Source organism: Streptomyces sp. NPDC007971, from assembly GCF_042958635.1.
Taxonomy (GTDB): domain Bacteria; phylum Actinomycetota; class Actinomycetes; order Streptomycetales; family Streptomycetaceae; genus Streptomyces.
Genome location: NZ_JBIBJK010000003.1, coordinates 281,639 through 308,313, shown reverse-complemented (window position 1 = coordinate 308,313; position 26,675 = coordinate 281,639). Strand labels below are relative to the sequence as shown.

Below are 26,675 nucleotides of genomic sequence, written 5' to 3'. Positions count from 1 at the left end.
GGGCGAAGGCGGTGCGTGGCATGAGTGCAGCCGAGGCTCCGGTGGCGGAGGGTGACGAGCCCACCCGCGGATCGGTGCGGCCGAGCGGGCTGCTCGACGTCCTTGGCGTGGCCTCGGTGGTCCTGGACACCGAGGGCCGCATCGTGCTGTGGAGCCCCCAGGCGGAGGAGCTGTTCGGTTACTCGGCAGGCGAGGCGCTGGGGCAGTACGCCGCCCGGCTGATGGTGCACGAGGAGCACATCCAGCTGATCGGCAAGCTCTTCGCCGATGTGATGCGGACCGGTCAAAGCTGGGCCGGAGCGTTCCCCGTCCGGGTCAAGGACGGCGGCACCCGTCTGGTGGAGTTCCGCAACATGCGGCTGCTGGACGACCGGGGCGAGGTGTACGCGCTGGGCCTCGCCGCCGACCAGTCGACCGTGCGGAGGCTGGAACAGGACGTGGCCCTGTCCGAGCGGATGGTGCAGCAGTCGCCGATCGGGCTCGCCGTCCTGGACACCGGGCTGCGGTTCGTCTCCGTCAACCCGGCGCTGGAGCGGATCCACGGCGCCCCGGCCGGGCAGCACCTGGGGCGCACGGTGCGCGAGGTGCTCCCGCTGCTGGACGCGGACGCCCTGGAGGGCGCGGCCCGCCGGGTCCTCGACACCGGCACGCCGCTCATCGACGCCCCGGTCGTGGGCCGCACTCCGGCCGATCCGGACGAGGACCGCACCCTGTCGTTCTCCCTGTACCGCCTGGAGGACGCGATGGGCACCGTGCTCGGCGTGGCGGTCTCGGTGGTCGACGTCACCGAGCAGCACCGCTCCTCCCTCCGGGCCGAGGCCGCGCGGCGCCGGCTCGCGGTCGTCGCCGACGCGTCCGCGCGGATCGGGACGACGCTGGAACTGGAGCGCACCGCGTGCGAACTGGCCGAGGTCGCCGTGCCCGAGCTGGCCGACGTGGCCGCCGTGGACCTGCTGGACGCGGTCGTGGAGGGCCGGCCCAGCACCCTCGGCCCCTCGGAGCCGGCGGTGATCCGGGCGCTCGCACTCCGTGCCGAGCAGGAGTCCGACGCCGTACGGGCCGCCGACCCGCCCGGCCGGATCGCCCGGTACGAGCCCGACCGGCTGGTCACCGAGTGCGTCCGTACGGGTGAGGCCGTGCTGGTGCCGCAGGTGAAGGACGATGACCTGCCGCGCATCGCCCGCTCCCCCGAGGCGGCCGTGCTGCTGGGCCGCGCGGGTCTGCACTCGTATCTGGCCGTGCCGCTGATCGCCCGCGGCGAGGTGCTCGGTGCGCTCGACCTCAAGCGCACCCGCAATCCCGCACCCTTCGACGGGGACGACGTCCTGCTGGCCCGCGAGCTGGCGGCCCGCGCGGCCGTGCAGATCGACAACGCCCGCTGGTACCAGAACGCCCGCAACACCGCGCTCACCCTGCAGCGCAGCCTGCTGCCCAGCCATCCGCCGGTGACGACCGGCCTGGAGGTGGCCTCCCGGTACCAGCCGGCGGGCGCCACCAGCGAGGTCGGCGGCGACTGGTTCGACGTCATCCCGCTGGAGGGCGGCAAAACGGCGCTCGTGGTCGGCGACGTGATGGGCAGCGGGATCAGCGCGGCCGCCACGATGGGCCGACTGCGTACCGCGACCACCACGCTGGCCTCGCTCGACCTGGACCCGGCGGTGCTGCTGGAGCATCTGGACAAGACGACCTCGGCCTGGGACCACTCCATCGCCACCTGCGTGTACGCCGTCCACGATCCGCATCTGCGCCAGTGCCGGATCGCCAACGCCGGCCACCTGCCCCCGGCCCGGCTGCGCCCCGGCCGGCCGCCGGAGCTGCTCGACCTGCCCACCGGTGTGCCGCTGGGCGTCGGCGGTGTCGAATTCTGCACCGTCACCGTGGACTTCGAGCCCGGCGACGAACTGGTCTTCTACACCGACGGACTGGTCGAGACCCGGCGCCATGCGCTGGACGAGCGCCTTGACTTCCTGCTGTCCCTGCTCGACGACCCGGCCCGCCCGCTGGAGGATGCCTGCGACCTCCTCCTGCGCACGCTGCACCACCCCGACAACCACGACGACGTGGCCCTGCTCATCGCGCGGGCGCAGGAGTTGCCGTAGGTCAGCCCTCCCGGACGCCGATCACCACATGTGCGTACAGCTCCTCCGACACGGCCAGACGGGTCGTCAGACCGGCGTCGGTGAACGCCCGCAGAGCGGCCGGGGCCTGACGTTCGCTGGTCTCGGTCAGCAGACAGCCGCCGGGAGCGAGCCACTCGGGTGCCCCGGCGGCCACCCGCCGCAGGACGTCGAGGCCGTCCGCACCGCCGTCGAGGGCGGCCAGCGGCTCGTGGTCGCGGGCCTCCGCGGGGAGCAGCGCCACCTCGGCGCTGGGGACGTAGGGCACGTTGGCGGTGAGTATCCCGACCCGGCCCCGCAGTCCGGCGGGCAGGGCGTCGAACAGGTCGCCCTGGTGGGCCCGGCCACCCTGGGGGGCGAGGTTGCGGTGGGCGCAGCGCACGGCGGCCGGATCGATGTCGGCGGCGTGCACCTCGACGGCACCGAGTGACGCGGCCAGGGCCGCGCCGAGGGCACCGGAGCCGCAGCACAGGTCGACGACGACCCGCGCCCCGGGCGCCTGGGCCAGGGCCTGGTCGACCAGGAACTCGGTACGGCGGCGGGGGACGAACACGCCCGGTTCCACGGCGATGCGCAGGCCGTGGAACCAGGCCCAGCCGACGACGTGTTCGAGCGGGAGCCCGGCGGCGCGCCGCTCCACCATGGCGGCCAGTTCACCGGGGGTGCGGGCGGCGCCCAGGAGCAGCTCCGCCTCGTCCTCGGCGAAGACGCACCCGGCGGCGCGCAACGCGCGCACGACGGCGGACGGGGTGAGAGGGGGCAGGAAGGGAAGAGAGGGCACGGAAGCCGCGAGCCTTTCGGAAACCTGGGGCCGAAGGGCGCTCTGGCGGTCACCGGTACCGGTGGTCCGCGCTGTCACAACAAGCCGTCACAAGGAGGGAGCACCCCAGCTGACACAGCGGTAATGGGTCTCACCTCCTTGGCGGCACACGGCCGCGCACCGTCGGCGGCCGGGCGGCCACCATACCCCAGCGCCCGGACCCGCCGCCGTGCCCGCCCGGTTCGGGGAAAATCCTTGGCGCGGCCCGCCGCAGGCCCGTTACGATCGCCGCGATGACCACTCACTCTGCTGACAGAATGGGGGTCCCGTCCGCGCAAGGTGAGTGCTGATGCTCACTCAGACCGCGTACGGGGATTCCCGACTCTCCATGTGGCAGCGCGTCCGCGAGTTCGCCGTGCCGCCGTCCATGATCGAAACCGCGACCGCCCGGCGCCGTGCCGGGGACTGGGCGGGGGCGTGCGCCGCCGCCGGTGTCGACATCGACCTCGATCTGCGCTCCGTCGCCCGCACCCACGGCCGGGACCCGGCGGCCCGGATCCGCGCCGACCTCCGCCGCCTCGCCCCCGACCTGCTCCGCTGGCACATGCCGAGGATCGCGCCCGACGGGCTGCTGCGCCCCGGCCTGACCCTCACGCTCGCCCGGTACCCGGGCCGGGCCGACGACGGCCCGGTGCACCTCGTCGCCCGGACCCCGCCGGCCTGGGCGGACGCCGGCCAGCGGATCGGCCTCACGGTGTGGGACGGCTCCCGTCCGACCACCGCCCGGCATCCGCATCCCCGCCCCAGCAGGCGGTACCGGCTCGACCTGCACCGGCATCTGTGGGATGCGGAACGGGCCGGTGAGCTACGGGTCCGGGCCGGCACCGACCGGCCCGTGACGGACCCGCGGCTGCCGGACCTGGTACCGCCGGAACTCGGCTGCGCCACCGGCCGCTGGGCGGCCGAGGCGGAGATCCTGCTGCGCCGGGAAGGACAGGACCGCGGGGCCTTCGCGGTGCGGTGCGGCGCCCGGCACCGGCTCGTCCTGGAACTATGCGGGGGCGGCGGGGACACGGACGGCCCCGGCCCGGCCCTGCGGGTCGTGGCCGTGACTCCACGGGGCCACGGCCCGGCGCGGACCGGCGCCCCGGACGACGGATTCTCCGCGCTCCCCGTCCTGCCCGACGCCGCGACCTGGATCCTCCCCGACCTGGAACTGGTCCGTGCGGGGCTGCTGGAGCCCGGCCGGCTGCACCCACTGGTCGCCGCCGCCCTGGAACCGGACCGCCTTCGGCCCGAACCTCCCCGGCCCGCCGCCCCGTTGGGGCAGCCGCGCCTGGTGGAGTGCCGGGGCGCCCGGCACCGCATCGGCCTGGTCGACGGCGTGCTGGCTCCGCTGGACCACGACCCGGACGAGATCCGGCGCGAGGAGCTCCTGTTCGCGCTCGGCGGGCCGCCGATGCCCTGCCTTCAGGCCATCGACGACGCGCACCGGCGGCCGGACTGCCTCACCGGGGTCCGCGAGCGCCTGGACCACGGCGACACCGCCGGGGCACTGGCCGTCGTCGAGGCTCTGCTGGGTCCCGGGGCGCTGCTGCGGGACGGCCCCCTGCGGGACGCCTTGGAGTCGGCCGCGGAGCGCCGGATCGCCTACGGGCTCTACCGGGCCGGTCTCGCCGGACCCGGCCGCGCTCCGCTCCGTCCCGACCGTCGCACCACCCGGCACCACCGCCGTCACCCGCGCCAGGCGACCTTCCGCGTCTGATCGCGCCGTCTCCTCCGACCTCACACCCCAAGGTGATCACTCATGTCTTCCTACGCTTCCCGGACATCGCCCGCATCGACCGCATCCGCCGCCGATCCCTCTCAACTCGACGTCGCCGGTGACCTGTTGACCCTGCTGCGCGAGGCGCGCACCGAACCCCGCGACGACACCCAGCTGGAGGCGCTGACCCTGGCCGTGGCCGCCGACCTCCCCGTACTCCTGTGGGGAGAGCCCGGCATCGGAAAGACGGCGGCCCTGACCCAGCTCTCGACCGCCCTGGACCTGCCGCTGACCACCGTGATCGCCAGCGTGCACGAGCCGTCCGACTTCTCGGGGCTGCCCGTCGTGGGGGACGATCCCGCGGAACAGGGGGTCCCGATGGCCCCGCCGGACTGGGCGGTACGCCTGGTGCGGGCCGGCCGCGGGCTGCTGTTCCTGGACGAGCTGTCCACCGCGCCCCCGGCCGTGCAGGCGGCGCTGCTCCGGCTCGTGCTGGAGCGGCGGATCGGCGCGCTGCGGCTGCCGCCCGGCGTGCGGATCGTGGCCGCCGCCAACCCGCGGTCCTCCGCCGCCGACGGCTGGGAACTGAGTCCGCCCCTGGCCAACCGGTTCGTGCACCTGCAGTGGACGCACGACCAGGACGTCGTCGTACGCGGCCTCGGCGGGACCTGGCCCCGGGCCACCCTGCCCCGGCTGGACGCGCAGAGGCTGCCGGAGGCGGTGACCTTCGCGCGGCGCGCGGTGTGCGGCTTCCTCTCCGCGCGGCCGACGCTCGTGCACCGGCTGCCCGGCGGCGAGAGCCGCCGGGGCGGTGCCTGGCCGTCGCCGCGCAGCTGGGAGATGGCTCTGCATCTGATCGCCTTCGCGACCTCCGCCGGCTCCTCCCGGGAGGTGCTGTCCCTGCTGGTCCGGGGGACGGTGGGCGACGGACCGGGCCTGGAGCTGCTGGCGAGCCTGGACCGGCTGGACCTCCCCGACCCCGAGACACTGCTGGCCGATCCGGCAGGCGCCGTGCTGCCCGAACGCGGGGATCTGCGGCAGGCCGTGCTGGACGGCGTGGTGGACGCGGTCCGCAGACGGCCCGAGCGGGCCCGCTGGGACGCGGCGTGGGCGCTGCTGGTGCGGGCCTCGGAGACCGGGGCCCCGGACGTGGTGGTCGTGCCCGCGACCACTCTGGCCTCCCTGCGCCGCGAGGACTGGGACGTACCGGCGGCGATCGAGCGGCTCTCCGGTGTGGTGCTGCTGTCCCGGCGCGCCGACGACGCCGCCCGCGGGGCCGCGGTCGCGGCCGGGGCCGGCGCCGGCTCCCGGGCCGGCCGATGACGGCGGGCGCACCGGGGGCACTGGACCTCGACAAGCTGTTCACGGCCCGGCTGCACGCGGCCCGGGCACGGCCCTACCTGGCGACGGCGCTGTTCGCGCTGCATCCCGTCGAGTCGCGACAGGTGCCGACGATGGGCGTCGACCGGCACTGGCGGTGCTATGTCTCTGCGGCCTTCGTCGACCGGACGGCTGTGCAGGACCTGGCCGCGGTGTGGGTGCACGAGGTGTCCCACCTGCTGCGCGACCATCACGGGCGCAGTGACCGCGTCGCCCGGGAACGCGGGCTGGCCGGCCTCGGGGACCGGCTGCGGATGAACATCGCGGCGGACCTCGAAATCAACGACGACGCATTCGGGCACGGGCTGGTCAGGCCCGAAGGAGCGGTGCACCCCGGCCAGTTGGGGCTGCCGACGGGGCTTTTGATGGAGGACTACCTGCGTCGGTTCGGGCACGGGCCGATCACCGAGCGCCTCGCCTGGCTGGACTGCGGCAGCGGGGCCGACGGGCTGGAGCGCGGGTGGGAGCTGGGGCCGGAGGGCGCCCACGGGCTGAGCGACCAGGAACGCGACGCGGTCCGCTTCCGGGTCGCTCAGGGCATCATCGGCCGCCCGGGGGACGCTCCCCAGGGCTGGCGGCGCTGGGCCGAGGAGGTGTTCCATCCGCCGCAGCCCTGGCGGGAGCTGCTGGGTGCGGCGCTCCGCTCGGCGGCCTGCGGCGCGGGCTCGGGCGACGACTACAGCTACGGCCGCCCTGCGCGCCGCTCGGCCGGGGTGCGCGGCGCCATCCTGCCGGGCTTGCGGCGCAGACCCCCTCGGGTCTGCGTGGTCGTCGACACCTCCGGATCGGTCAGTGACGCCGAACTGGGCAGCGCGCTCCTGGAGGTCGCCGCGATCTCCCGTGCGGTGGGCGGCCGGCGGGACCTGGTCACCGTCGTGTCGTGCGACGCGGCGGCCCAGTCCGTGCTCCCGCTGTGCCGGGCCGAAGGGATCGAGCTGACGGGCGGGGGAGGCACGGATCTGCGGACGGGCTTCGCCCGGGCGCTGCGGACGCGGCCGGGTCCCGACGTCGTCGTGGTCCTGACGGACGGACAGACGCCCTGGCCGGCCACGCGACCGGCGTGCCGCACGGTGGTGGGCCTCTTCCCCCGGCACCGGTCGGACGACTCCCGGAGCGAGGACAACCCGAACTACCGGCCGGACACACCGCCCGAGTGGGCGCGGGTGGTGACGATCGGATCGGCCGCCGGATGAACTCACCGGGCGCGTCCGCCCCTCCCCGGACGCCGACCGCCTCCTCACCCCCCCGTCCTGGACGCCGACCGCCCCCTCACCCGTCCTTGGACGCCGACCGCCCCTCAAGCCCGCCCCTCCCCGTACATCGGCCGCCCGCTCGGACTCCTCCCCTCCTCAGACGCCGACCGCCTCCTCCAGCTCCTCCTCAGACGCCGACCGCCTCCTCCAGCTCCTCCTCGGCCTCGTGCCCGGCCTCGGCCGCCCGCCCGGCCTCCACCGCGGGTTCGGCCTCCGGCGCGGGTTCGGGAAGGGCGGTGGCCGGGCCGGTCGCCGGGCGGGCCGCCCGTGCCCGCTCACAGGCAGCGGCGATCCCGGTCACCGCGAGGCCGACGATCAGCCAGACCACGAGCGTCCACACGCTGCGGGCGAGGCCGTCGTCGCCGAAGTACAGCAGGCTGCGGATGCCCTCGACGAAGCCGGCGCCGTTCCAGAAGGCGTGCAGGGTACCGAAGAAGCCGTTCTGCAGCTCGGGCCGGAACAAACCGCCGGAGCTGGTGAAGTTCAGCATCACGAACAGCACCATCATGGTCAGGGTCGTCCACCGCTTGAGGAAGGTGTGCAGACCGACGCCGATGAAGAGGATGCCGGCGGAGTACAGCCACGCCATCCCCCACAGGCTCGCGAGTGAGTGGTGCGCGAGGTGGAACACCGGCCCGGCGAGCAGCGCGCCGATGGCACCGACCACGACGGAGACGCCGAGCGCCAGCAGCGCCCGTACCCGCGTCGGGAGCGCGGCACCCGCGGCGCCGAGCGCGGCGACCGAGGCGTACGAGCCGATGCTGACCGCGATCAGCAGGAAGAACAGGCCCTGCCCGGTGGGGTCGTCGGAGACCGGCGGAGCCACGTCGGTGACCTTCAGCGGGGCGCCCGCCTCGGCGGCGACCGGCGTGAAGACCTTCTCGACGGCCGTGGCACCCATGTCGGAGGCGGCGGTGGCCACGAGCAGCTCGGGCGCCTTGGCACTCGGAACATAGGCGCCGGTCACGTCCCGGGACTTCAGCAGGTCCACGGCGGCGGCCCGGGTGGCGACGGTACGGACGTCGAGCTTGTCCCCCGCGGTGTCCTTGACGGTCTGGGCGAACACCTTCGCCCGCGGTCCGGCACCGACGACGGCCACGGGCAGGTGGTGGGGCTCCGGGGTCACGAAGGCCCCCATGTACGCGAGCCCCATGCCCAGGCACATCAGCAGCGGGGTGATCAGGTGCGTGAGCACATGGCGCAGTGCCGGTGACCTCATCGGGGCGACCTCCAATAGTTGGCTTATACAACTCTCACTTCAAGTTGTACTATACAACTAGAACGTGCGGGGAAGGTATTCCCGCACACTGGCCCCATGGAGGTGTTCCCGTGACAGCGGCGGAAGCGGCCGTGGAGACGATCCAGCGCGAGATGACGGTCTTCGCCCGCCGGGCCCGTGCCACGGCGGGACGCATGCACCCCGAGCTGTCGCTGGTGTCGTACACCCTGCTCGGCCATCTGGAGGAGTGCGGGGGCTGCCGGGCGACGGACCTGGCCGCCCACTACGCCCTGGACAAGTCCACCGTGAGCCGCCAGGTGGCGGCCCTGGAGCGGGCCGGACTGATCGAACGGCGTCTGGATCCCGAGGACCACCGGGTCCAGGTGCTGCACCTGACGGAGGCGGGCCAGGAGATCCTGGCCCAGGTCACCCGCAGCCGCCGGGCCGCCTTCCGGGAGCGGCTCGCGGACTGGCCGCAGGAGGACCTGGTCCGCTTCGCCGCCTACCTGGAGCGCTACAACGCCGGCCCGTCCGGCACCGAGTCCGTCTGATCCGCCGGTCACGGCCTGGGTGCGGCCGGGCCCTGCCCCCCTGCGGCACCGGTACGGCCGGACCCGGAGCGGCCACGGCACGGGTACGGCCGGGCCGTGACCCGCTGCGACACCGTCGCGGCCGGACCCCGAGCGGATACGGCACCGGCACCGCCGGGGCGGGACCGCCTAAGGCACCGCCACGGCGGCCCGGTCGTCCGTGAGGTGTTCGGGGGCCCGTGCCGCCAGGAACGCCGTGTGCCGGCGCAGCCGGAAGCCGAGGGACTCATAGAGCCGGATGGCGCCGGTGTTGTGGGCACCGGTGTGCAGGAACGGGCTCTCGCCGCGCTCCCGGATACCGTGCGCGACCGCCTGGATCAGCCGCGTGGCCAGGCCCTCCCCGCGGAAGGCCGGGTCGGTGCAGACCGCGCTGATCTCGGTCCAGCCCGGCGGGTGCAACCGCTCCCCCGCCATGGCGATCAGGGCGCCCTCGCGGCGGATGCCGAGGTAGGTGCCGAGTTCGATGGTGCGTGACAGGAACGGTCCGGGCCGGGTGCGCGCCACCAGGTCCAGCATCTCGGGAACGTCCGCCGGGCCGAGCCGCACCGCCTCCGCGTCCGGTGCCCCGGCGATACCGTCGCCCACCAACTGCACTCCCTCGACGTGGAAGGTCACTTCCCAGCCGTCGGGGACCGTCCCGCGGAAGCCGGGCAGCGGCACCTCGCACCCGGGACCGGCCAGCGCGGCGAGATCCGCCCAGTCGTCCGCGTCCGCGTCGGCGGGCAGACCCAGCCACGGGGAGACGTCGACCGGGTAGCGCAGCACGCGCCCGCGCCGCTCGGCGAAGCGGGCGTGCGGGCCGCTCAGGGAGGCCAGGGCGGGGTTGTCGAGAAGGTGCGGCTCCTTCGGGCCGGTCGCTGGGCCGTCTCGATGGGCCTTGGTCATCCACTTGCCTCGCTTCCGTCGCGCTGGGGCCGGCGCACCTGCCGGCACTCTGCGCCAAGGAGGAGCGCGGGGCGGGTATTCCCGGTGCCCGCACGCGTTCGTACGACCGCCATGATCGGGCACCGGCCTGGGACGGAGCACTCATGGCGACCACGTACGGTTGAAACATGAACGTCACCCGAGGCTTCACGGGCCGCCCGCGCGTCGACAACCCGGGCCTGCCACCGGGGCAGTACGACGCACGGGACGACTGGCCCGTCCTGTCCGCCGAGGTCACCCCCGACCTGACCCCCGCGGACTGGTCCTTCCGCATCGACGGACTCGTGGAGCGGCCGCACACCTGGGACTGGGACACCGCACAGGCCCTGCCGGGCTCGTCGTACGAGGGGGACATCCACTGTGTGACCGGCTGGTCGAAGTTCGGAGTGCGGTTCGGTGGCGTCTCGCTGGACTCGTTCTTCCATGTGGTCCGGCCCCATGAGTCCGCCACCCATGCGATCGCCTGGTCCCACACGGGCTACACCGCGGGCCTGCCGCTCGCCGACCTGACCGGTGGGCGGGCCTGGATCGCCTGGGAGTACGACGGCAGGCCGCTCGCACCCGAACACGGCGGTCCCGCGCGGCTGCTGGTGCCGCACCTGTACTTCTGGAAGAGCGCCAAGTGGATCGCCGGCATCACCCTCCTCGACCACGAGGAGCCGGGTTTCTGGGAGCGCAACGGCTACCACGAGCGGGGCAATCCCTGGGAGGAGCAGCGGTACTCCGGTGACTGAGACGGCGACCACGACCTTCACCGCCCCGGCCCGCTTCGCCGTGCCGGGGCGCATCGCCGTGGGCGAGCAGACGGCATCGGTGTGGCAGACGGCCACCCTGACCGAGGTCCGGCGCGAGACACCGCGTGCGGCCACGTTCCGGCTCGCGGTGCCGGGCTGGGCGGGGCACCTGCCCGGTCAGCATCTGATGCTGCGGCTGACCGCGGGCGACGGCTATGTGGCCCAGCGCCACTACTCGATCGCGTCCGCACCGGATGCGTCCGGCCACATCGAGCTGACCTTGGACCAGGTGCCGGACGGCGAGGTCTCGGGCTGGTTCCACACCGTGGCCGAGCCCGGCGACACGGTCGAGGTGCGCGGCCCGCTGAGCGGCTTCTTCGCCTGGCCGGGCGACCGGCCCGCCCTGCTGCTCGGGGCCGGGTCCGGGGTCGTACCACTGATGTCGATGGTGCGGCACCACCGGGCGCGCGGCCTCGCCGTACCTCTGCGGATGCTGGTGTCGGCGCGCAGCCCCGGGGAGCTGATCTACGCGCCGGAGCTGGGCACCGAGACGACGGCCGTGTTCACGCGCGACGCCCCTGCCGGGGTGCCCGTGGGTCGTATGGCGGCCGCACATGTGGCACCACTCCTGGCCGAGCAGCCTCCGGGTGGGTGGGAGGCCTATGTGTGTGGCTCCAACGGGTTCGCCGAGCACGCCTCCCGCCTGCTGGTCGAGGCGGGCCAGCCGGTCGAGCGCATCCGCATCGAACGCTTCGGCTAGCCGGCCACGGGCGCGCAAGCCAAGCGGGCCGCCGCCCCGGGCCGCCGCTCGCGCGACCCGGGGCGCGTGCCGTGTGCCGTGCTCCAGGTGGGCCGGAAGTCGCGGTCGGTGACGTGAGCCAAGGTGCGTCGTACGGGGTACGAGACGGGTGTGGACGCTCGTGTGCAGCGGGGGCGGACGACCGGACCCGGCTCGCCCGGTCCTCCGGCTCCGTCGGCGGCGAGGAGGTGGACATGCGTACCCAGGTGCGTGGCTGGCGCTGGCGGGGCAATCCGCTGCGGCGCCGGTCGGACGTCGTGGAGGCGTGGACGGTACTGATCGTCGCCGTCCTGCTCTTCGTGGTGGCACCCCTGGCCGGCGTGGCGGCGGGCCTGCACGCCCATGACCAGGCACGGACGATCGCGGCGGCAGAGCGGGCCGAGCGGCACCGGGTGCGGGCCGTGGTGCTCGGCAGCACGTCCGCGCACCGGCCCACGGTGGGCGACCGTGAGCACCCCTACCGGGCCCAGATCCGCTGGACCGAGCCGGGCCGGGGCACGCACACGGGGACGGCTCGCGTTCCGGCGGGGAGCCGGGCCGGTGACGTGGTGACCGTCTGGTTCGACGCCCGGAACCGCAGTGTCGCACCGCCGCCGGACGACGTCGCCATCTGGCAGCACACGGTGACCGTCGGCGTGTGCGCGGCGGGCGGGGCGGCGGCCGCGGTCCTTCTCGGCCACGCCGTGGAGCGCCGGATCGCCCAGCGCCACCGCATGGCGGAGTGGGAACGGGAGTGGGCGCGCACCGGCCCGAAGTGGACCCAGCCGAGGACCTGACCCGCCCGAGGATCCGACCAGTGGGCGACGTGCCTGGCGGACGGACGTGACCGGTGGACGGACGTGACCGGTGGGGGTGAAGTGATCCGGGGGAGGGCGGGCCGTGGGGAGGGTCGTCTGTCGGTCCGGTCGTGTACCGGTCCGGTCGTGCGCCGGTCCGGTCGTCCGCCGTGTGGTCGTGCGCCGGTCAGGCCGTCCGCAAGCCCCTGGCGCAGCAAGCGCGTTCCCCCTCCCCCTGGTCGCCCGTGCCGCCACCCCCCTACGGTGAGATCACCCAGCCCCCTCGCTCAAGGCGGTTGCCGATGGCCCTGTTCGACCTCCCGCTCGACGAACTCCGCGAGTACCGCAGCACGTCCACCGCGCCGGACGACTTCGACGTCTTCTGGGCCAGGACCCTGCGGGAGGCGCGCGAGCACGATCTGGACGCCCGCTTCGAGCCGGTGGACACGGGGCTGTCCACGGTGCGGGTGTACGACGTGACGTTCGCCGGGTTCGGTGGTCACCCGGTCAGGGGCTGGCTGCGCCTGCCGGCCGACGCCACGGAGCCGCTCCCGCTGGTCGTGGAGTTCATCGGCTACGGCGGCGGACGCGGCCTTGCGCACGAGAAGCTGCTGTGGGCGTCGACGGGCCGGGCACACTTCGTGATGGACACCCGGGGGCAGGGCAGCACCTGGGGCGGCGGGGGCGGAACCGCGGACCCCGTGGGCGCCGCGCCCGCCTATCCGGGGTTCATGACGCGGGGCATCGACGCGCCCGAAAACTACTACTACCGCCGCGTGTTCACGGACGCGGTGCGCGCCGTGGAGGCGGCCCGTGCGCACCCGCTCACGGACGCGGCGCGGACCGTGGTGATCGGCGAGAGCCAGGGCGGCGGCATCACCGTCGCCGTCGGCGGGCTGGTCCCCGATCTGGTCGCGATCGCCCCGGACGTGCCGTTCCTCTGCGACTACCCGCGCGCGACCACCGTGACGGACCGTCATCCATACCGTGAGATAGGCCTGTTCCTCAAGACGCATCGCGGCCGCGCCGCCGATGTGCTCCACACCCTCTCCTACTTCGACGGCGTGCACTTCGCGGCCCGCGGCCGGGCCCCGGCACTCTTCTCCGCGGCCCTGGAGGACCAGACCTGCCCCCCGTCGACCGTCTTCGCGGCGTTCAACGCCTGGGCGCACGAGGACAAGAACATCGAGGTGTACGACTTCAACGACCACGAGGGCGGCGGGCCGTTCCAGGAGGCACACAAGCTGCGCTGGCTGCGGTCCTACGCCTGAGGCTCCCCCGCCCGCCCCTTCCCGTCAGTCCGACCAGTCGGTACGTTCGGTGCATCCGGGTCGCGGCGTCGCGGCCCGGGCTTTCCGGTCACGACGGAGGTCAGATTGTCCGCGCACGAGGCACAGGTTCACGGCCACTGCGACGCACGGTTCACCGCGGTGCGGGAGGCGTTCGAGGAGAACTTCCGGGAGCGGGACGAACTGGGCGCCGCGGTGGCGGTGACCGTCGACGGGGTGACGGTGGTGGATCTGTGGGGCGGATGGGCGGACGCGGCCGGTATCCGGCCGTGGGAGCGGGACACCCTGGTCAACGTGTGGTCGACCACCAAGGGCCCGGTGGCGCTGTGCGCGCACCTCCTCGCCGACCGCGGACTGCTCGACCTCGACCACCCGGTGGCCGCCTACTGGCCGGAATTCGCTGCAGCGGGCAAGGAGGACGTACTCGTCCGGCATCTGCTGTCGCACCGCGCGGGACTGTCCGGCCTGCGGGAGCCGCACACCCTCGCACAGCTCTACGACTGGGACCTGACGACCGCCCGCCTGGCGGCGACCGAGCCGTGGTGGGAGCCGGGTACGCGCTCCGGATACCACGCGCTGACCTACGGCTTCCTGGTCGGCGAGGTCGTACGGCGCGTCTCGGGACTGCGGCCGGGAGCGTTTCTGCAGCGGGAGGTGACCGGGCCGCTCGGGATCGACTTCACCATCGGCCTGCCGGAGAAGGAATCCGGCCGCGCGGCCGAGTTGGTGCATGCACGAGCCGAGGACTCCGCCGAACAGACCTCGTTTTCCCGCCAGTTGTCGCCCGCCGCGCTCGCCGCTCTGGCGAATCCGCCGGTGGGCGCGGGCGCGGCGAACTCGCCCGAATGGCGTGCGGCGGAGATCCCGGCGGCCAACGGGCACGGAACCGCGCGGGCGGTGGCCGCGCTGTACGGGATCTTCGCCGGGCGCGGCTCCTTCGGCGGCCGGCGGATCCTGTCGCCGCGGGCGGCGGAACGGGTGCGCGAGGGGCAGGGCGCCGACCGGGATCTGGTGCTGGGTGCGGGTTTCGGGAGCGAGACGGAGTGCGGGCTCGGCCTGTGGCTCAGCGGCCCGGGCGGCTCCTACGGCCCCAATCCGCGGGCTTTCGGACACGACGGGTTCGGCGGTTCCTGCGGGCTCGCCGACCCCGAGGCGGGGATCTCGCTCGGCTACGCCATGAACCGGATGGGGTCGCGCATCGCGCATGATCCACGGAAGGCGGCGCTGGTGGACGCCGTCTACGGCGCCCTGTGACAGCCCGGTCGTGCGGATGGGTTTCGGCCGAACCGGCAGGCCGCTCTTCCCTCGTGGTTTAGACCAATGCTAGATGTGGTCGCGCAATGAGCCCGCACGGCTACGTCTTGTCACCAACAGGAGGCGCGGCATGGCCCGCACCACCCCGCACGACCCCCCGCAGACCGACGGCCGGCCCCGGTACTGGCAGGTCGCCTCGCTGCTCCTCGACGAACTGCGCGACGGTACCGTTCCGCCCGGTGAACGGCTGCCGGGCGAGCGGCATCTGGCCCGCCACTTCGGGGTCAGCCGGGAGACCGTCCGGCAGGCACTGGGAGTGCTGCGCCGCAGCGGTCTGGTTGCCACCGACCGGCGGGGCAGCCACGCCACGCTGGGCGGCCGCCCGGTCGAGGACCCGGTCTCCCTCACCTTCCCGGTCGGCGCCCGGCCGGCCGACCCGTGCGCGGTGGACCGGGCGACGGTGACCTGGGAGGCACCGTCGCCGGAGCACGCCGAGGCGTTGGGCCTGGCCCCGTACCGGCCGACCCTGGTGCACCGCTACCGGTCGGCCGCACCCGACGGGCGGGCGCTGCGTACGGCGGTGACGTCGTTCTCGGCCGTGGCGCTGGCCGAGGTCGCGGAACTGGCCCGCTACCGCGACCGGGCCGACGGGGCCACACCCGCGCAGCTGCGCCGGGCCTACGACTGGATGCGCAAGGCCGGTCTGACCCTGCACCACCGGGACGCCATCACCCAGGTCGGCGACGCCGCCTCGGTCCGGGTGACCCGGCGGGTCCACGACCAGTACGCCCGCCCGCTGGAGATCACCGATCTCCTGGTGAACGCGGAACGGGACGCGCTGGTCTACGAGTTCACGCTGCCTGCGGCGGGATAGCGCCCTCCGGCCTGCGTGCCACGACCAGCCGGGCGCGGGGACTCGCGTCGCCGCGCCACCCGAACTCGGGCAGGGCCTGCAGGTCGACGACGAACCCGGCACGCGTCAGCTCCTCCACCACCGCTCCGAGCCGGAAGGCCCGGTAGTACATGACGAACGGAGGCCGCCACACGGCATTGCGCACCCGCATCGCCGCGTCGAAGCCGAGCAGCATCCAGAACCCGGGGCTCGTCGGAGGGGGCGGGGCGAGAACCGGGAAAGCGAACCGGCCGCCCGGCCGCAGCACCGAGTGGACCTGGCCGAACAGTCCGGGCAGTTCCCGCGGCAGGAAGTGACCGAACGCGCCGAAGCTGACCACCAGGTCGAAGGCGGCGGTGAACGGCAGGGCCCGGGCGTCGCCCCGCACCCACGCGACGCTCGGCCCCCCTGCCGCCGCTTGCCGCCCTCCCCGGCCTTCAGCCGCCGCCGCTTGCCGCCGGCCCGGACCGTCAGCCGTCATCGCTTCCCGGCCGCCCTGACCGTCAGCCGTCATCGGATGCCGCCCGCCCGGACCCGTCGCCCCGCGGCGGGCGACATCGAGCATGCCTGCGCTGAAGTCGACGCCGGTCACGCTGCGGTGGCACAGCCCGGCCAGGACGTCCGTCCCGGCACCGGTGCCGCAGCACAGGTCGAGTCCGTCCTCGAACGGGCCCAGTGGGCCGAGTGCCTTCGCCACGGACTCCAGCACCGCGTCCGGCGTCCGGAAGGGCGTGTGGTCGAACTTGGGGGCCAGCAGGTCGTATCCGCGCTCGACGGAGGACAGTGCCTGCACGGCGAGTTCGCGCAGCGTGGGGCCTTCGGGGCTGAACATCCCGTCAGCCTAGAGGGATCCGCTGCTTCAGGATCCCGAGAACGCGCTCGCACCAGCGCAGGTTCTCCTCCTCGAAGGCGATCCCGGCCATGAGGGTGAGATACGGGCCGATCCGGTCGGCCGTGCGCAGGTACTCCTCCTCGCTCCGGCCGCCGAGGAGGCGTTCGCGCACCCGCTCGTAGCGGCCGAGTTTGCCGCGCGCCCAGCCCCTGCGCTCCTCGATCAGCGCCCGGGTGACCTCCGGGTCGCCGCCGTCCATGGCCTGGATCTTGATGAGGAGTTCGTCGCGGACGGCGGTGGGCCGTCCCGGCGGCTGGGCGGCAAAGGCGGCCAGCCGGGTCCGGCCGGCCTCGGTGAGCGTGAACATCCGCTTGGTGGGCCGGCGCTCCTGCGGCACCGTCCGGGCCTCGACCAGCCCGTCCTGCGCGAGGCGCTCCAGCTCGCGGTAGAGCTGCTGGGGCGTGGCGGGCCAGAAGTTCGCGAGCGAGACGTCGAACAGCTTCGACAGCTCATAGCCCGAGGCCTCGCCCTCCAGCAGGGCGGCCAGGACGGCGTACTTGAGCGACATGTGGACACGCTAACAGCAGGTGACTACTCTCATCCGCACCTATTCAATTAATTGACTATGCGAGGTGATCGGATGCAAGCGTTCCGTAAGGCGGTGGAGGCGGGCGACATGGACGCCGTCGAGGCGTTGCTGGCCGAGGACGTCGTGTTCACCAGCCCGGTCGTCTTCAAGCCCTACCCGGGCAAGGCCATCACCGCGGCGATCCTGCGCGCGGTCTCCCAGGTCTTCGAGGACTTCCGCTACGAGCGCGAGCTGACCGGCTCCGACGGCCGCGACCACGCGCTGCTCTTCCGCGCGCGCGTGGGCGACCGGGAGCTGACCGGCTGCGACTTCCTGCGCGTGAACGAGGAGGGCCTGATCGACGAGTTCACGGTGATGGTGCGGCCGCTCTCGGGCGCCCAGGCCCTGGCCGAGGCGATGGGCGCCCGGTTCGACCGCATCGTCGAGGACGCACGGGCCCGGTCGGCGCAGCCGGATGTCAGCCCCTGAGCCGCTCCAGCGTGGACTTGGTGTCGGTCTTCAGCCAGTCGGAGACGTCGCTGAGCCCGGGCGGGTTCTTGTCCTGGTCGTAGGAGGTGAGGTAGGCGCTGTAGCTCATCGTGTACGTCACCCAGCCGTCGCGCACGGCGAGAGTGGCGTACCGGGAACCGCTCGATGAGCCGGTGGAGCTGCTGGTGGTGTCCAGGCTGACCAGGTAGGCCTCGTCACCGATGCCCCTGACCGGCTTGACGTCGTAGCCGGTGTGGCTGTCGCCGTAGTTCTTCCAGGTGGCGGTGAACTCCGGCCCCGGGTCACTCTTCCGGTGCAGGTCCACCTGCATGGTCAGGTAGGCGTCGGAGTACGTCGACCCCGTCTTCTTCAGACTCGCACTGCAGTAACTCTCGTCCAGTGCCTTGTCCTTGAGGGAGTTGTGCGTCGGCGACGAGTCGCTCGCGGGGTACTCGTCCTTGAACGACGAGTAGTCCGCGTCCGAGCACATGTTGGAGGGCGCCGCGTAGCCGCGCAGGTCCGCGCTGTCACCCTTGCCACCGATCAGGAACACCCCCGCCGCCCACGCCCCGGAGGCGAGGACCGCGCCGACGACGGCCCACAGCACCGCCCGCCCGGCAGCGCCGCCACCACCGGAGGACGGGACCGGCACGGGGCCGTACGGCATCGGCATCGGCTGCGGCTGCGCATAGGGGTTGGCCGGGTGAGCCTGGCCGGGTTGCCCCGGCTGTCCGGGCAGGGGCTGGGCGGGCAGGCTCACCTGGGTGGGCTGCGCGTAGAAGTTCCCCGGCGGGGGCGACTGCGGGTTCGGGTAGGGGTAGGCCGTCGGCTGCGGCGGGACCGCGGGCTGCTGCGGGGGCTGGTCGGCCGGCTGCTGAGGCTGTGGTGGCGTGGACATGTCGTGACGATAGTGCACGGTTGGCGGTCAAGTCCCCTGACGTCCAGGATCGTTATGGTATGGGGACGGTTGCTACGACATCATGACGCCCGCTCGGTCACCCAGGCGCACGGGAAGCGCCCGGACGCTGTTGCCGACGAAACTGGCGTGGCGGGACAGCTCGTCCTCGCGCACCGCGAGGCCCAGTCGCGGGAAGCGGGTGAACAGCCGCTCCAGCGCGACCGTGGCCTCCAGCCGGGCCAGCGGGGCGCCCAGGCAGTAGTGGGCACCGTGCCCCAGGGAGAGGTGGCGCACGGCGTCGGTCCGGGCGGACCGGGTGACGTCGAAACGGTCGGCGTCGGGCCCGTGCGCCGCCGCATCGCGGCCCGCGGCGGAGTACCCGGCGAGGACGGCGGTGCCCGCGGGTATGAGCGTGCCGTCCAGGGTCAGGTCCCGGACGGGATAGCGGAACGGGAAGTAGCTGACCGGGGCGTCCCAGCGCAGGGTCTCCTCGACCACGTCGGCCCAGCTCGCCTTCCCCGCCCGCACCAGCTCCAGCTGGTCGCGATGGCCGCACAGGGCGCGTACGGCGTTGGTGATGAGGTTCAGCGTGGTCTCGTGGCCGGCGATGATCATCAGGACGAGGGTGCCGATCAGCTCCTGCGGGCCGAGCCGGTCGCCGTCCTCGTCGCGGGCGGCGATCAGGGCGCTGGTGAGGTCGTCGCCGGGACGCTCGGCCCTGGCCTCGGCGACTGCGGTGAGAACGGCGACCAGCTCCCGGTTGGCGGCGACCGCCGCCTCCGGTTCGATGTCGGTGGCCACGACCTGGTTGGACAGACGGTGCAGCCGGTCACGGAACTCCGCGTCGACGCCCAGCAGTTCACCTATGACCCCCATGGGCAGGGGCAGCGCGAAGTGCTCCCGCAGATCGGCGATTCCGTCGCCCGCCCGCGCGGCCCGCGCCAGACCGTCGAGCAGCGAGGCCGTCAACTCCTCGACGCGGGGGCGGAGTTCCTCGACCCGCCGGGGCGTGAACGCGCGGCTCACCAGCGACCGCAGCCTGCGGTGATCGTCCCCGTCGGCGGTGGTCATGCCCCGCACCGTCGCGAAGGTCAGCAGCGGCCAGCCCGCCCCGATCCGGCCCTCCCGCAACGCCCTGAAGTGCTGTGCGTCCTTGGCCACATCGGAGTGCTGGAGGAACTCCCTGAGCGCCTCGTGCCCGAGCACGGCCATCCCCTCGATCCCACCGGGCAGCACGACCGGCGCGACGGCACCGCGGGCCAGCAGCAGGGCGTTGTCCGCGTGCGGGCAGCCGCCGGAGGGATCCAGGCGGTGCGGTGCACGGGCGGGAGTGGGCTCCACGGGTACTCCTGACGGCCGTAGGACGGGATCGAGCCCGATCGTAGGCGCCGACGAGCGCCCAGCGGAGCGGTCTGTCACGTCACTTCACGTCCAAGGCCGCCGTCTCGCATGTCACTTCACGTTCGGGGCCACCGTCTCTCGCGTCTCTGCACGGGGCCGGACTACCTCCTCTCGACTCACTGCGCGGGCCCAGGCCCCCGTCTCTCGCGTCATTTTCCGTCCGGGGCCGCCGTTCCCCCCTCCACGACCTGTCCGGCGGCCTCTCCCGGGGTGCCAGGAGGCTTCTTCCCACGGCGGGAACAAGTCGGCCACCCGATGTGTTGGGGAAATCGGAGCGGTATCGCGCCATCGGATGGTACGGTGCTGACAGCACGCGAGTACGCCCCTTGTGGGCGCCGGTGCCAGTTTCTCCTCTCCGCGCTGATCCGTCCGCCGTCGTCCGGCGAAGGCGCGTCAGCTTCACAGCACACCTCAGGTCCGAGGTGCCGTTTCCGCCGCCCCGGAGGCACGTAAGCCCTCCCGTTCCGCGGCTTCTCCCCCCTTCCTCATGTCCTCCGTCCGTGAAAGGACCACCCATGACCACCACACTCGAACCCCCTCATGTGGAGCAGCAGGCCGCTGCCGCCCCGACCGTCACCGGTGTCCTCGACATCGACGCGCACGGGAAGGGACACCTGCGCGCTCCCAGCTGCCTGCCGTCCCCCGCCGACCCCCAGGTCCCCGCGGCGCTGATCCGCCGTCACGGGCTGCGCAAGGGCGACCTCGTCGAGGGCGTCCGCGGGGCACAGCGCGCCCTGACCGAGATCGCCCGCGTCAACGGACGCGCCCCGGGCGAACTCCGGGGCCGCCGCCACTTCCGTGACCTCACCCCGCTCCACCCGCACCGGCGCATCCGCCTCGAACACCCGGCCTCCGGCCTGGCCGGACGTGTCACCGACCTGTTCGCACCGGTCGGCAAGGGCCAGCGCGGACTGATCGTGGCCCCGCCGAAGAGCGGCAAGACCGTGCTGCTCCAGCAGTTCGCCGCGGCCGTGGCCGGAAACCACCCCGAGTGCCGCCTGATGGTCCTCCTGCTGGACGAGCGCCCCGAGGAGGTCACCGAGATGCGCCGCTCGGTGCGCGGCGAGGTGTACGCCTCCACCTTCGACCGGTCGCCCAAGGAACACATCGCCCTGGCCGACCTGGTCGTGGAGCGTGCCAAGCGGCTCGTCGAGGACGGCGAGGACGTCGTCGTCCTGCTGGACTCCCTGACCCGGCTGTGCCGGGCTCACAACAACGCCTCGGCGGCCGGCGGGCGCACGCTGAGCGGCGGCGTCGACGCGGGCGCGCTGCTCGGCCCCAAGCGGTTCTTCGGCGCGGCCCGCCAGGCCGAGGAGGGCGGCTCGCTCACCGTCCTCGCCACCGTCCTGGTGGACACCGGCTCACGCGCCGACGGCTACTTCTTCGAGGAGCTGAAGAGCACCGGCAACATGGAGCTGCGGCTGGACCGGGAACTCGCCGCCCGCCGTGTCTTCCCGGCCGTGGACATCGACCCCACCGGCACCCGCCGCGAGGAACTGCTGCTCACGCCCGCCGAGTTGACGGCCACCCGGGGCCTGCGCCGGGCCCTGCGCACGCGTGAGGGCGGACCTGGCGCCCTGGAGACGGTGCTGGAGCGGATGCGGGACACCCCCGACAACGCCGCCTTCCTGCGCCGTGTGCAGCCGACCCTGCCCACGGGCTGAGGGGCACCGGACCGTCGCGGAGTGCGGCATTCGGGTTGCTCCTGTAGGCCGTCCGGCCCGGGCAGCGCGCCGAACACCCCAACCCTTCCTACGTTGATCATATGATCACCGGATTCTCTCGTCGGGCGGCCGTAACGGCCTGCTCCCTGTGTGTGGCGAGTGCGCTGGCGCTCGCACCGGCCGCTGCGGCCGGACACCGTGCGGGGGATCCCGCACCGCCCGCACCGCGGGCGGCGGTGCCGCAGCCGTCCCTGCTCTACGACTCCGGCACGCAGGTGCGGCCGCGTGCCGGTGCGCCGGAGGTGCCGGCCGTCTCCGCGCTGTCCTGGCTGGTCGCCGACGCCGACAGCGGCGAGGTGCTGGCCGCGGGCGACGCACATCGCAGGCTCCCGCCCGCCAGCACCCTGAAGACGCTGTTCGCCCTCACCGTGATGCCGTCCCTGCCCTCGGAAAAGCAGCACACGGTACGGAACGAGGAGCTGGCCGACGTCGGCGAGGGCAGCAGCCTGGTCGGCGTCGAGGAGGGCCACACCTACCGGGTCTCGGACCTGTGGCGCGGGGTCTTCCTCAGCTCCGGCAACGACGCCGTGCACGTCCTCGCCTCCCTGGGCGGGGGCTGGCACGCCACGGCCGCGCGGATGCAGGTCAAGGCCCGCGCGCTCGGCGCCCTGGACACCCACGTGGTCTCCCCCGACGGCTACGACACCCCCGGCCAGGTGTCCTCGGCGTACGACCTGGCGGTGTTCGGGCGGGCCGGGCTGCACAACCCGGACTTCGCCCGGTACTGCTCCACGGCAACGGCGCAGTTCCCGGGCGAAGGCTCGACGTACGCGATCGAGAACACCAACCGGCTGCTGACCGGCGAGGACGGTGTGCTCCCGTATCCGGGGCTGATCGGCATCAAGAACGGCTACACCAGCAATGCGGGAAACACCCTGGTCGCCGCGGCACGCCGCGGCGACCGCACCCTCGTGGTGACGGTGATGAACCCTCAGGAGGGCGGTGGGCTGGCCGTCTACGAGGAGGCACGCGAGCTGCTCGACTGGGGGTTCGGTGCCGCCGGGCTGGTGGATCCGGTGGGCTCCCTGGACGGGCTGCGGGCCGGCTCGAAGTCCGCGCCGTCCGCCGCCCCCGTCGCGGCGGCCGCCTCCCCGGCCACGGACGACGACGCGGACTGGTCGCAGACCGCCGCGGTCACGGGTCTCGCCGTACTCGGCGCCGGGGCCGTATCGGTGGTGCTGCGCGCCAGGGGCGGCCGGGCCGCGGGCGACTGACCGGCCGGCAGGCCGAGCAGCAGGCCCAGCGTGATCCAGGTGTAGAGGTTGCTTCCGAGGAAGCCGTCCACACCGGAGGCGTCCTCGAACCAGAGCCACACCACACTGGTGCACAGCACCGCGTACAGGGCGCTCGCGATCCGCGGGTACCCGGCACGCGCCAGCACCACGAAGGACGGCAGCAGCCACACCAGGTGGTGCACCCAGGTGATCGGGCTGACCAGGCAGGCCGTCGCCCCGGTGAGGGCGAAGGCCGCCGTCCACTCGCCGGCCGCCACGGCGCGGCGGGTCCGCACCACCCAGACGAGCAGCACCAGCAGGACCCCGAGGGCCCACAGCGCGCGGTCCGGCTCGCCCAGCCGGGCCAGGATGCCCTGCAGCGACTGGTTCGAGACGTAGTCGAGCCGGCCGACCCGGCTGGTGTCCCACAGCGCCCGGGTCCAGTAGAAGCGCGACGCGTCCGGATCCGCGCAGGCGGCCAGTCCGGTCGCCGCGAGGGCCACGACGGTCGCCGTCCCGGCCGCCCGCCGGCGCCCGGCGAGCAGCAGCAGGCCGATGAAGAGGGCGGGCGTGAGCTTCACCGCGGCGGCGAGTCCGATGCCGACGCCCGCCCAGCGGGTCCTGCCGGTGGCCAGCAACCGGCAGTCGGCGAGAACCAGCGCGAGCAGCACCAGATTGACCTGGCCGAAGCTGAAGGTGTCCCGCAGCGGCTCGAACAGGGCGAGCACACACAGAGCCAGCGACCAGCGGAACCAGCCGTGGCGGCGCCATTCCGCCCCGGCCAGGATGCGCATGACCACCGCGAGCGCGGTCAGGTTCACCAGCAGGGAGGCCGCCACGGCCGTGGTCCGTCCCATGGCCGCCAGCGGCAGCATGGCGAGCGCGGCGAACGGCGGATACGTGAAGCCGTACTCCGTCCCCGGCACCCGGTAGTCGTAGATCCGGCCGTCGTGGTGCACCCAGGTGTGCACCGCGCCGTAGTAGACGCGCAGGTCGAAGAAGTCGCGCAGCAGCGGCACGGTCGCCGTGAACGCGGTCACCGCGGCGGCCAGCGCCAGGACGAGCAGTGCACGGCCGCGCTCGGTGCGCGGCAGCGAGAGGGTGCTCATGCCGTACGTCCCGTCGCCGGGGCCTGGGCCGCCAGGTGCGCCTGCCACAGGACGACCACGCCGAGCACCCCGCCGGAGACCGCGAGGACCAGCTGGCCGACGTCCGCCGGACCCCCGCTGGGCAGTACGGCGAGGGCCAGCACGCCGGCCAGGGCGGCCACCCGGTGCCGCACCGAGGTGCTGGGCGCGGCCGCCGCGATGAGGAACAGGCCCCAGAGCACGTACCAGGGGCGGATCGCCGGGCCGAAGACGGCCACCACCAGCAGGCTCAGACCGAGGGCGTACACCGGTCGCGGGCGCAGCCGGAGCCATATCACCAGTACGGCTATGGCGGTGACCGCGAGGCCGAGCAGGTGCCAGGCCGGTACGGCCAGCGGGGCCAGGCCGCTGCCGAGGTGGTCGAGCAGGGCACCGGTGGCGCGGCCCAGCAGGCTGGTCAGGGCCCAGTTGTGCGAGGAGACGGGCGTGTCCAGGGCGCGGATCCAGCCGTATCCCGTTCCGGCCACGGCGGTCGCGGCGACCGTCGTGGCGGCGGCGGCCACCGCCGTCGTCACGGTGGCCCGCAGCGGCGGGCGGCCGGAGCGGACCTGCAGGGCCACGACGGCGAGCAGGCCCAGCACGGCGGGTGCCTTGACCAGGGCGGCCAGCGTGACGAGCACCGCCCCGAGCGCGGGCCAGCGGCCGCGCGCGGCGACCAGCCCGAGCCCGAGGAGGCCGAGCATGATCGCGTCGTTGTGGGCGCCCGCGACCAGGTGGAGCAGGACGAGCGGGTTGAGCGCGCCGAGCCAGAGGGCGGCGGCCGGGTCGGCGCCGCTGTGCCGGGCCAGGCGGGGCAGCGCCGCCGCCATGAGAGCCACGCCGAGCAGGGCGACCAGTCGCATGCCGAGGAGACCGGCGGGCAGCTGACCGCGGGTCAGGCCCGACAACAGGGAGGCCACGGCCAGGAAGGCGGGGCCGTAGGGGGCGGCCGTGTGCTGCCACACCGGGGCCACCTCGTCGGCCAGCGGGCCGCCGAGCTGGGCGGGGCCGTCGGTGTACACGTCCATGTGGGCGTCGACCATGGCGCCCTGGGCGAGGTAGCTGTAGACGTCCCGGCTGAACAGCGGGGGCGCCAGCAGCAGCGGGGTCGCCCAGAGGGCCAGGACCAGCAAGAGGGCGCGCGGGGTCGGCGGGTGCGGTCCGCGCACCAGACGGCCGAGAAGCACCCAGGCCGCTATCAGCAGCACCACGCCGCAGTAGACCCCGACCAGGCCGAGGGCGGCCTGCACGGAGGCAGGGGCGAGGAGATCCTGCACGGGCAGGGCACCGGCGGTCTCACCGCCCAGCGCGAGAAAGGCGGTACCGGCCAGCCCCAGTACCTGGCAGCGGCGGAGATCGACGGGGAAAGCCATGGCCAACACTGGGTCAGCGTGTCAACGCCGGGTGGCCGGAAGGCGACGCTCCCTTCACCTGCGGGAGGCCCGTACATGACCGGAACGTGTGCAGCGACGACTTCTCCGCTCGCGCGGGGTCACTCCTGCACCACCGGAAACAGGACAGACGGGACGGACGGGGCGGGCGTGATCGCCGTGGAGCTGTCCCTTCTGCGCCAGGACCGGCCGCTCAGAACACCGACAGGCCGGTCAGCGTCGTGAACCGGTCCAGGGCCGCCACGCCCGCGACCGAGTTGCCCCGCTCGTCCAGTCCGGGGCTCCACACGCACAGCGTGCACCGTCCCGGGACGACCGCGATGATGCCGCCGCCGACGCCGCTCTTGCCGGGCAGGCCGACGCGGTAGGCGAAGTCGCCGGCCGCGTCGTACGTGCCGCAGGTCAGCATCACCGCGTTGACCTGCTTGGCCTGGCTGCGGGTGAGCAGCCGGGTGCCGTCGGCGCGGATGCCGTGCCGGGCCAGGAAGGAGGCGGCAAGGGCCAGGTCGGCGCAGGAGGCCGCGATGGAGCACTGCCGGAAGTACTGGTCGAGCAGGACCGGCACGGAGTTGTCGATGTTGCCGTAGGAGGCCATGAAATGGGCGAGGGCGGCGTTGCGGTCGCCGTGCGCGGTCTCGGAGGCGGCGACCTCCTCGTCGAATTCCAGGGACGGGTTGCCGCTCTCGGTGCGGAGGAAGTCGAGCAACTCCCCGGACGCGTCCCCGCTACGGGTGTGGAAGCGGTCGGTGACCACGAGCGCGCCCGCGTTGATGAAAGGATTCCGCGGGAGGCCGTTCTCGTACTCCAGCTGCACCAGGGAGTTGAACGGGTTGCCCGAGGGCTCGCGGCCCACGTGCTCCCAGAGTTCGTCGCCCTCGCGGGCCAGGTCCAGGGCGAGGGTGAAGACCTTGGTGATCGACTGAGTGGAAAAGGGCTGCTGCCAGTCCCCCACCCCGTAGACCGTGCCGTCCAGCTCGGCCACGGCCATGCCGAAACTGCGCGGATCGCGGGCTGCCAGCGCCGGGATGTAGTCGGCGGACCGGCCGCGTCCCGGGGTGCGGTCGATCTCCGCCATGATCCGGTCGAGGACCGGTTGGAACTGCGAGGACATGATCGTCATGATGCCGCACTCCTGTCGGCGGGGCGCCCCGGGGTCGCCGTCCGGTCCTCGTGCGGTCCTCGTCCGGTCCTGATGCTGGTCCTGGTTCGGTCCTGGTGCGGCTCTCGTCCGGTGCTGGTGCGCGCAGTCGTGCGGTCCTCGTACTGCTCTCGTCCGGTC

At 73.6% G+C, this 26,675-nt stretch carries 23 protein-coding genes and 1 pseudogene; 14 read left to right on the top strand and 10 right to left on the bottom strand.

Translation table 11 applies throughout. From position 1 onward, the window contains the following. The first annotated feature begins 20 nt into the window (after positions 1-20). Positions 21-2,099 carry a SpoIIE family protein phosphatase gene (locus ACFZCP_RS08180; RefSeq protein ID WP_391425175.1) on the top strand — a complete coding sequence of 693 codons (2,079 nt, stop codon included), beginning with the start codon at positions 21-23 and terminating at the stop codon, positions 2,097-2,099. Position 2,100: 1 nt separating this feature from the next. Here ACFZCP_RS08180 and ACFZCP_RS08175 read toward each other — a convergent pair whose 3' ends face one another. Further along, complete coding sequence (locus ACFZCP_RS08175) at positions 2,101-2,898, bottom strand: putative protein N(5)-glutamine methyltransferase (protein WP_391425172.1); 798 nt, start codon at positions 2,896-2,898, stop codon at positions 2,101-2,103. 328 nt (positions 2,899-3,226) lie between these two features. On the opposite strand from ACFZCP_RS08175, the gene ACFZCP_RS08170 reads away from it, so the two are divergent. The 3 genes from ACFZCP_RS08170 to ACFZCP_RS08160 are packed head-to-tail and all read left to right on the top strand — an operon-like array spanning position 3,227 to position 7,215. Next, entirely contained in the window at positions 3,227-4,642 is a 1,416-nt protein-coding gene (locus tag ACFZCP_RS08170; RefSeq protein ID WP_391425170.1) for a hypothetical protein, read from the top strand. Between the two features lie 42 nt (positions 4,643-4,684). Next, complete coding sequence (locus tag ACFZCP_RS08165; RefSeq protein WP_391425168.1) at positions 4,685-5,965, top strand: AAA family ATPase; 1,281 nt, start codon at positions 4,685-4,687, stop codon at positions 5,963-5,965. Beyond that, positions 5,962-7,215: a VWA-like domain-containing protein gene (locus ACFZCP_RS08160; RefSeq protein WP_391425166.1), complete on the top strand. Its 1,254-nt coding sequence runs from the start codon at positions 5,962-5,964 to the stop codon at positions 7,213-7,215. The genes ACFZCP_RS08165 and ACFZCP_RS08160 overlap by 4 nt, the downstream gene beginning before the upstream one ends. A 187-nt stretch (positions 7,216-7,402) precedes the next feature. Here the strand turns inward: ACFZCP_RS08160 and ACFZCP_RS08155 are convergent, their stop codons facing one another. Next, positions 7,403-8,494 carry a hypothetical protein gene (locus tag ACFZCP_RS08155; RefSeq protein ID WP_391425164.1) on the bottom strand — a complete coding sequence of 364 codons (1,092 nt, stop codon included), beginning with the start codon at positions 8,492-8,494 and terminating at the stop codon, positions 7,403-7,405. Positions 8,495-8,646: 152 nt separating this feature from the next. On the opposite strand from ACFZCP_RS08155, the gene ACFZCP_RS08150 reads away from it, so the two are divergent. Then, positions 8,647-9,045, top strand: coding sequence for a MarR family winged helix-turn-helix transcriptional regulator (locus ACFZCP_RS08150; RefSeq protein ID WP_362684311.1), 399 nt, complete (start codon positions 8,647-8,649; stop codon positions 9,043-9,045). Positions 9,046-9,213: 168 nt separating this feature from the next. Here ACFZCP_RS08150 and ACFZCP_RS08145 read toward each other — a convergent pair whose 3' ends face one another. Beyond that, positions 9,214-9,969, bottom strand: a complete 756-nt coding sequence (locus ACFZCP_RS08145) for a GNAT family N-acetyltransferase (protein ID WP_391425162.1) — start codon at positions 9,967-9,969, stop codon at positions 9,214-9,216. Between the two features lie 167 nt (positions 9,970-10,136). Between ACFZCP_RS08145 and ACFZCP_RS08140 the strand changes: the two genes are divergently transcribed. The 6 genes from ACFZCP_RS08140 (at position 10,137) to ACFZCP_RS08115 (ending at position 15,734) form a co-directional block, all read left to right on the top strand. Continuing rightward, positions 10,137-10,742, top strand: a complete 606-nt coding sequence (locus tag ACFZCP_RS08140; protein WP_391425160.1) for a molybdopterin-dependent oxidoreductase — start codon at positions 10,137-10,139, stop codon at positions 10,740-10,742. Next, entirely contained in the window at positions 10,735-11,502 is a 768-nt protein-coding gene (locus ACFZCP_RS08135) for an FAD-binding oxidoreductase (RefSeq protein WP_391425158.1), read from the top strand. The genes ACFZCP_RS08140 and ACFZCP_RS08135 overlap by 8 nt, the downstream gene beginning before the upstream one ends. 233 nt (positions 11,503-11,735) lie before the next feature. Beyond that, the gene (locus ACFZCP_RS08130; RefSeq protein WP_391425156.1) at positions 11,736-12,317 is read left to right on the top strand and encodes a DUF3592 domain-containing protein; all 582 of its coding nucleotides are present in this window, start codon (positions 11,736-11,738) and stop codon (positions 12,315-12,317) included. 302 nt (positions 12,318-12,619) lie between these two features. Further along, positions 12,620-13,588, top strand: coding sequence for an acetylxylan esterase (locus ACFZCP_RS08125; RefSeq protein WP_391425154.1), 969 nt, complete (start codon positions 12,620-12,622; stop codon positions 13,586-13,588). A 105-nt stretch (positions 13,589-13,693) separates the two neighbouring features. Beyond that, the gene (locus ACFZCP_RS08120) at positions 13,694-14,860 is read left to right on the top strand and encodes a serine hydrolase (RefSeq protein ID WP_391425153.1); all 1,167 of its coding nucleotides are present in this window, start codon (positions 13,694-13,696) and stop codon (positions 14,858-14,860) included. A 130-nt stretch (positions 14,861-14,990) separates the two neighbouring features. After that, positions 14,991-15,734 (top strand): GntR family transcriptional regulator, encoded by a 744-nt coding sequence (locus tag ACFZCP_RS08115; protein WP_391425151.1) that lies wholly within the window; start codon positions 14,991-14,993, stop codon positions 15,732-15,734. Here ACFZCP_RS08115 and ACFZCP_RS08110 read toward each other — a convergent pair. Both ACFZCP_RS08110 and ACFZCP_RS08105 read right to left on the bottom strand, forming a co-directional pair. Further along, positions 15,712-16,584, bottom strand: coding sequence for a methyltransferase domain-containing protein (locus ACFZCP_RS08110; protein WP_391425149.1), 873 nt, complete (start codon positions 16,582-16,584; stop codon positions 15,712-15,714). The genes ACFZCP_RS08115 and ACFZCP_RS08110 overlap by 23 nt on opposite strands. A gap of 4 nt (positions 16,585-16,588) precedes the next feature. Further along, positions 16,589-17,152, bottom strand: a complete 564-nt coding sequence (locus tag ACFZCP_RS08105) for a helix-turn-helix transcriptional regulator (RefSeq protein ID WP_391425147.1) — start codon at positions 17,150-17,152, stop codon at positions 16,589-16,591. A 72-nt stretch (positions 17,153-17,224) separates the two neighbouring features. Between ACFZCP_RS08105 and ACFZCP_RS08100 the strand changes: the two genes are divergently transcribed. After that, positions 17,225-17,641, top strand: coding sequence for a nuclear transport factor 2 family protein (locus tag ACFZCP_RS08100; RefSeq protein ID WP_391425145.1), 417 nt, complete (start codon positions 17,225-17,227; stop codon positions 17,639-17,641). Here the strand turns inward: ACFZCP_RS08100 and ACFZCP_RS08095 are convergent. Both ACFZCP_RS08095 and ACFZCP_RS08090 read right to left on the bottom strand, forming a co-directional pair. Continuing rightward, positions 17,631-18,539 (bottom strand): hypothetical protein, encoded by a 909-nt coding sequence (locus ACFZCP_RS08095; protein ID WP_391425144.1) that lies wholly within the window; start codon positions 18,537-18,539, stop codon positions 17,631-17,633. The genes ACFZCP_RS08100 and ACFZCP_RS08095 overlap by 11 nt on opposite strands. A gap of 72 nt (positions 18,540-18,611) precedes the next feature. Next, on the bottom strand, positions 18,612-19,880 hold the full coding sequence (locus ACFZCP_RS08090; protein WP_391425142.1) for a cytochrome P450: 1,269 nt from the start codon (positions 19,878-19,880) through the stop codon (positions 18,612-18,614). Positions 19,881-20,455: 575 nt separating this feature from the next. Between ACFZCP_RS08090 and rho the strand changes: the two genes are divergently transcribed. Together rho and ACFZCP_RS08080 are read left to right on the top strand one after the other, a co-directional pair. After that, complete coding sequence (gene rho / locus ACFZCP_RS08085) at positions 20,456-21,604, top strand: transcription termination factor Rho (RefSeq protein WP_391425140.1); 1,149 nt, start codon at positions 20,456-20,458, stop codon at positions 21,602-21,604. A gap of 101 nt (positions 21,605-21,705) precedes the next feature. Then, positions 21,706-22,536 (top strand): annotated as a pseudogene (locus tag ACFZCP_RS08080) (D-alanyl-D-alanine carboxypeptidase family protein); the annotation flags it as partial. A gap of 83 nt (positions 22,537-22,619) precedes the next feature. Here the strand turns inward: ACFZCP_RS08080 and ACFZCP_RS08075 are convergent. The 3 genes from ACFZCP_RS08075 to ACFZCP_RS08065 all read right to left on the bottom strand — a co-directional run bounded on the left by ACFZCP_RS08075 (position 22,620) and on the right by ACFZCP_RS08065 (position 26,516). Beyond that, positions 22,620-23,987 (bottom strand): glycosyltransferase 87 family protein, encoded by a 1,368-nt coding sequence (locus tag ACFZCP_RS08075; RefSeq protein ID WP_391425138.1) that lies wholly within the window; start codon positions 23,985-23,987, stop codon positions 22,620-22,622. Next, the gene (mptB, locus tag ACFZCP_RS08070; protein WP_362683501.1) at positions 23,984-25,378 is read right to left on the bottom strand and encodes a polyprenol phosphomannose-dependent alpha 1,6 mannosyltransferase MptB; all 1,395 of its coding nucleotides are present in this window, start codon (positions 25,376-25,378) and stop codon (positions 23,984-23,986) included. Before mptB ends, ACFZCP_RS08075 begins: the two co-directional genes overlap by 4 nt. Before the next feature lie 211 nt (positions 25,379-25,589). After that, entirely contained in the window at positions 25,590-26,516 is a 927-nt protein-coding gene (locus tag ACFZCP_RS08065; RefSeq protein WP_362683504.1) for a glutaminase, read from the bottom strand. Positions 26,517-26,675 lie beyond the last annotated feature (159 nt).